This window comes from Actinomycetota bacterium (assembly GCA_036280995.1).
Taxonomy (GTDB): domain Bacteria; phylum Actinomycetota; class CALGFH01; order CALGFH01; family CALGFH01; genus CALGFH01.
Window position 1 is genome coordinate 1 of the sequence record DASUPQ010000142.1, and the last position, 4,670, is coordinate 4,670.

Consider the following 4,670-nt stretch of genomic DNA (forward strand, 5'->3'; position numbering starts at 1 on the left):
GCAGGCTGGAGGGGCGCCAGGGGGCGCGGGTGGGGCGGTCGCCGAACAGGCGGGGCGCGGCCTCGGCCAGCTCCTCGGGGGCCCAGCGGCGGGGCCGCTCCTGGCTGGCGACCACGTGCCAGCCCTCGTACAGCTCGACCAGGCCGCCGGTGATGCCCACGACCTGGCCGGAGACCTCGGCGGCGGCGTCGGACAGCAGCCACACCACCACCGGGGCGACGTTGGCCGGGTCGAGGGGGTCGAACTCGCCCTGGAAGTCGAGCTCGCCGAAGGCGGCCTCGGTCATCGGGGTGCGGGCCCCGGGGGCGATGGCGTTGACCCGGATCCCGTACCTGGCCAGCTCCAGGGCACAGATGACGGTGAAGGCGGCCACCCCGGCCTTGGCCGCGCCGTAGTTGGACTGGCCCCGGTTGCCGAGGATCCCGGAGGTCGAGGTGGTGTTGACGATCGCCCCCTGGCGGCCCTCGGCCTTCCACCAGGCGGCGGCGTGCCGGGTGGTGGCGAAGGTGCCGCCCAGGTTCACCCGGAGCACGAGGTCGAACTCGTCGGGCGACATGTTGAAGACCATGCGGTCGCGGACCACCCCGGCGTTGTTGACCACGCCGTCAAGGCCGCCGAAGCCCTCCACGGCCGCGGCCACCAGCCGGCCCGCCGCCTCGAAGTCGCCGACGTCGTGGCCGAGGGCGAGGGCCCGGCCCCCCTCGGCGGCGACCGCGGCCGCCGTCTCCTCGGCGCCGGCGAGGTCGTCGACGACCACCGCGGCCCCGGCGCGGGCGCAGGCCAGCGCCTCCTCGCGCCCGATCCCCTGCCCGGCCCCGGTGACGACCACCACCTTGCCGTCCAGCACGCCCATGCGCTCCTCCCGTCGGTCGGCCCGACACCGGCCCGCCGGGCTGGTGCATCATCGTCGATCATGAGGGTGGCCGTGCTGTCCGACACCCACGCCCCGCGCTACTGGAAGGCCTGCCCGCCCGAGGTGGCCAGGCGGCTGGACGGGGTGGACCTGATCCTGCACGCCGGCGACGTCTGCCGGGCGGCGGTGCTGGAGGAGCTGGCCACCTTCGCCCCCGTCCGGGCCGTGCTCGGCAACAACGACGAGCCGGACGTGGCCGCCTGGGGCGCACCCGACACGCTCCGCCTCGACCTCGACCTCGACGGGCTGCCCGCGGCCATGGTCCACGACGCCGGCCCGGCCGCCGGCCGGCCCCGCCGCCTGCGCCGGCGCTTCCCCGGGGCCGAGCTGGTGGTGTTCGGGCACTCCCACATCCCGCTCGACCTGACCGCCGACGGGGTCCGGATCTTCAACCCCGGGTCGCCGACCGACCGCCGCCGCCAGCCGCGAGGCACGATGGGGCTGCTCCGGGTCGAGGATGGCCAGCTCGTGGAGGCCGGCATCGTCCCGGTCACCTGATCGAGGTGTCAGCGCGTGGAGCGGATGGCCGCGACGCCGCGATCTACCCTCAACGGCCGGCTCCCCCGTGCACCGGACTTTGAAGGGTCCCCCGGAGATCACGACGCCGCGCCTCCCGTATCAATGAAGGCGTCGTTGGCGTGCGAAACGATACGGGCACTGGACAAGTTCACAATCGTACGTAGCGGGCAGTACGACAGGATCGGTCTTCCTAGGTAGAACAGCTGATTCAGTAGGTTTGCTGGACGGGGGTAGTCTCCCCCGGGGACAACAGAAAGTCCTCAACCGGGACGGCAACCGTAAAGGGGTGTCGAGCGATGAGCCGGACCAGCAGGCCGACGTATCTGCGGACCTCCGAGGTAGCCGGTCTTCTGCACGTGTCGCCGAAGACCGTGTCCCGGTGGGCCCAGGAGGGCAAGCTTCCCTTCCTGCGGACCTTGGGGGGCCACCGGCGCTATCCGGACAACGAGATCCGCGCCCTGGCGGACGAGCTGCGGATGTGGCCGACGATGGACGAGCCTCGTCGGGCCGAGTCCCAGTAAGGCTTCCGAGGGCCGAGCCCGCCTGGCTCGGCCCTCCACGCCGCCCGGCCAGCTAGCTGGCGGGCGCGGCACCGAGCGCCTTCTCGAGCAGGATGCGGGTGCCGTTGAGGCCGGAGTCGACCACGACCCGGTCCATCAGCGCATGCATGATGTAGAGGCCGCGGCCGCGGTTCTGTGAGGGATGGGCGCGCCGTGACATGGCCGCCCGCGAGCTGTCGAAGCCGGGCCCGCGGTCCTGGACCGAGAACGAGAACCGCCCGCCGCTGACCGCCCAGCGGATCACCATCACCGAGTCCTGCTGCCCCCAGGAGCCGTGGACGACCGCGTTGGTGACGGCCTCGCCGCTGGCCAGGAGGATGGCGTCGGCCATCTCCTCGGGCACGTCCCAGCGCTCCAGGTCACGGTGGAGCAGGGCCCGCACCGTCGGCACCGAGTCGCTGCGGCACGGCAGCAGCAGGTGCGCCGTCGGGCGCCCCAGCCGGCCGTGCGTCGCCTCCTCCACGGACTCTGCATACAACGAGCGGCGGTATTCAGTCCAACCGGGCGGTCGCGCCCGCCACCTCCCGCTGGCCCTCGGGGCACCGCTTGAGCAGGTCGCAGCCGGCGCACCAGGGCCCGGTGCGCGGCCGGAACTCCTGGTCGGCCCGGAGCGTGGCCGCGGCGTCCAGCACCTCGCCCAGGCGCCGGCGCAGCACCTCGGGCGGGCGCTCGGTGACGACCTGGGTGCCGGCGACCACGTAGTCGAGGACCAGGCGGGTCACCGGGCGGCCGAGCCGCCGCTCCACCAGGGCGGCGTAGATGGTCAGGGCCTCGTCGGCGTCGGCCGCCTCCTGGGCGACCGGCCGGCGGCCGGTCTTGTAGTCGACCACCACCAGGCCACGGCCGTCGCCGCGGTCGGCGTCGACCCGGTCCAGGCGCCCCTTGAGCACGACGTCGCCCCAGACGGCCTGCAGGCCGAGCTCGGTGGCGTGGGGCACGACGGTGGTATCGGTCCGGCCGTACCAGGCCCGCAGGGCCTCGGCCCCCCGCTCCCGCTCCTGGCGCTGCTGCTCCTTGTCCCGGTAGCCGTCGCGGACCCAGCCGCGGCGGAACAGCTCCAGCAGCATGCGCAGGCTGCGGCGACCCACCGGGAGGCGGTAGAACTCGCGCAGGGCCGCGTGCACGCTGGTCCCGAAGGCCTGCTGGGCGCTGGAGCGGGACAGTCGCCAGAGCCCGTCCACGTACAGGAACCGGTACAGGCGCGGGCAGAGACGGTAGCGCTCGAGGGCCGACGGGCTCAGGACCGTCGCCCGTTCCAGGTCCATGCCTGGCAGGCTCTGCTGCTCTGCGCCGTTCATCCTTCGAGGCTACGCCCGGCCCGCCACACTCGGTTGTCCTTCCGGGTCCGAGATCGGCAGAAGGGCGGGCTGAAGGGGCCATGGCGTGACGCCGACCTCCGAGGCCCTCCGGGACCTGCTCGAGGAGACCGGCTTCAAGATGGCGCTGCGCGCGTTCGAGTGCCCGGAGCTAGCTGAGGACCAGGTAGGCGACCCAGAAGCTGGCGAAGAAGCTGATCACGCCGGCCACGATCGCCGACAGGCCGAGGGTCCCGTCGCCCTTGGAGCGGGCGATCCCGCCGCAGACGACCGCGACCAGGCCGCCGATGGGGAACATGACCAGGCCCAGGCCAGCCAGGACCAGGCCGGCGACCGCCCAGGGCCGCCCGTCGGGAGTGGTGGGGGTGTCAGCCATTGGCCGCCTTCAGCTGGGCTCGGACCTGGTCCAGATAGACCTTGCGGTACTCCTTGACGTCCGCGGGCGCCTCCAGCAGCCGGACCCCCTCCGCGTCGGCCCAGCGGTCGAACTCGTCCAACAGCTCCTCGAGCTCGTCGCAGGCGTCCAGGGCGGTCGGGACCAGCTCGTCGGGGAGGGTGTAGCGCACCGCGAAGCTGGGCTCCTTGCTCAGGTAGGCCTGGTCGGCGATCTCGTCGACCGGGCTGCGGGGGAACTGGCGGCTGAGCCGGTCGATCAGCTCCTCGAACCGGGCCGGCGCCGCCTCGGGCGCCAGGGCGAGCAGCTGCGCCTCGCGGCGCACCGCCTCGTAATGGTCCCGGCTCCTGATGTGCAGCGCCGGGTCGAACGGGCCTACCTGAAGCTCCATGCCCGAAGCATACGACGCCGCGGCACCTCGCGCGTCGTCAGGCCCCGCCCAGGAGGCGCTCGACGGTGGCGTCGGGGGTGCGCTCGCTGCCGAGGCGGTAGCCGTAGAGGGCGCCGTGGCAGTCCGAGGCGCCGGTCGTCTCCAGACCCAGCTCGGCGGCCAGGGCCCGCCAGCGGGCCCGGTCGGGAGGTGGCTGGTCGGGGTGGTCGACCTCGAGGCCGTCCAGCCCGGCCCCGGCCATGGCCCGGATGACCGGCTCGGGGACGGCCGCGGCGCCGGCGTGGACCGAGGGGTGAGCCAGCACCGCCACCCCGCCGGCCCCGTGGATCAGCTCGACCGCCTCAACCGGGGTGACGGCGTCCTTGCCGACGTAGGCCCGGCCGCCGGTGCCGATCCACTCGGGGCTGAAGGCGGCGGCCACGTCGTCGACCACACCGGCCTCGACCATGGCCCTGGCCACGTGCGGCCGCCCGAGGGCGCCGCCGCCGGCCAGCTCTCTGACCCGCTCCAGCTCGACCGGGGCGCCGAGGGCGCGCAGCCGCTCCACCATGCGGCGGGTCCGGGTGACCCGGCCCTC

The 4,670-nt window shown here is 73.9% G+C and carries 8 protein-coding genes; 2 read left to right on the plus strand and 6 right to left on the minus strand.

Translation table 11 applies throughout. From position 1 onward, the window contains the following. Positions 1-853, minus strand: an 853-nt coding sequence (locus VF468_04465; protein HEX5877568.1) for an SDR family NAD(P)-dependent oxidoreductase, incomplete at its 3' end; no start/stop codon positions are given. 60 nt (positions 854-913) lie between these two features. On the opposite strand from VF468_04465, the gene VF468_04470 reads away from it, so the two are divergent. Continuing rightward, positions 914-1,411 carry a metallophosphoesterase family protein gene (locus tag VF468_04470; protein ID HEX5877569.1) on the plus strand — a complete coding sequence of 166 codons (498 nt, stop codon included), beginning with the start codon at positions 914-916 and terminating at the stop codon, positions 1,409-1,411. Between the two features lie 317 nt (positions 1,412-1,728). Beyond that, on the plus strand, positions 1,729-1,953 hold the full coding sequence (locus tag VF468_04475; GenBank protein HEX5877570.1) for a helix-turn-helix domain-containing protein: 225 nt from the start codon (positions 1,729-1,731) through the stop codon (positions 1,951-1,953). Positions 1,954-2,005: 52 nt separating this feature from the next. Here the strand turns inward: VF468_04475 and VF468_04480 are convergent, their stop codons facing one another. From VF468_04480 to VF468_04500, 5 genes are all read right to left on the minus strand, one after another. Then, positions 2,006-2,455, minus strand: coding sequence for an ATP-binding protein (locus tag VF468_04480; GenBank protein HEX5877571.1), 450 nt, complete (start codon positions 2,453-2,455; stop codon positions 2,006-2,008). A gap of 28 nt (positions 2,456-2,483) precedes the next feature. After that, a complete protein-coding gene (locus VF468_04485; GenBank protein HEX5877572.1) occupies positions 2,484-3,290 on the minus strand; it encodes a PD-(D/E)XK nuclease family protein in 807 nt (268 codons plus the stop codon). A 169-nt stretch (positions 3,291-3,459) separates the two neighbouring features. Then, positions 3,460-3,684, minus strand: coding sequence for a hypothetical protein (locus VF468_04490; GenBank protein HEX5877573.1), 225 nt, complete (start codon positions 3,682-3,684; stop codon positions 3,460-3,462). Next, on the minus strand, positions 3,677-4,093 hold the full coding sequence (locus VF468_04495) for a hypothetical protein (protein HEX5877574.1): 417 nt from the start codon (positions 4,091-4,093) through the stop codon (positions 3,677-3,679). Before VF468_04495 ends, VF468_04490 begins: the two co-directional genes overlap by 8 nt. Before the next feature lie 37 nt (positions 4,094-4,130). After that, positions 4,131-4,670 (minus strand): phosphatase (locus tag VF468_04500; protein HEX5877575.1); only part of this gene is annotated, 540 nt, incomplete at its 5' end.

Bases quoted from the DNA above. Each gene is read 5' to 3' on its own strand.
- VF468_04495 (HEX5877574.1), bottom strand. From the start codon at position 4,093: ATGGAGCTTCAGGTAGGCCCGTTCGACCCGGCGCTGCACATCAGGAGC.
- VF468_04475 (HEX5877570.1), top strand. From the start codon at position 1,729: ATGAGCCGGACCAGCAGGCCGACGTATCTGCGGACCTCCGAGGTAGCC.
- VF468_04470 (HEX5877569.1), top strand. From the start codon at position 914: ATGAGGGTGGCCGTGCTGTCCGACACCCACGCCCCGCGCTACTGGAAG.
- VF468_04485 (HEX5877572.1), bottom strand. From the start codon at position 3,290: ATGAACGGCGCAGAGCAGCAGAGCCTGCCAGGCATGGACCTGGAACGG.
- VF468_04490 (HEX5877573.1), bottom strand. From the start codon at position 3,684: ATGGCTGACACCCCCACCACTCCCGACGGGCGGCCCTGGGCGGTCGCC.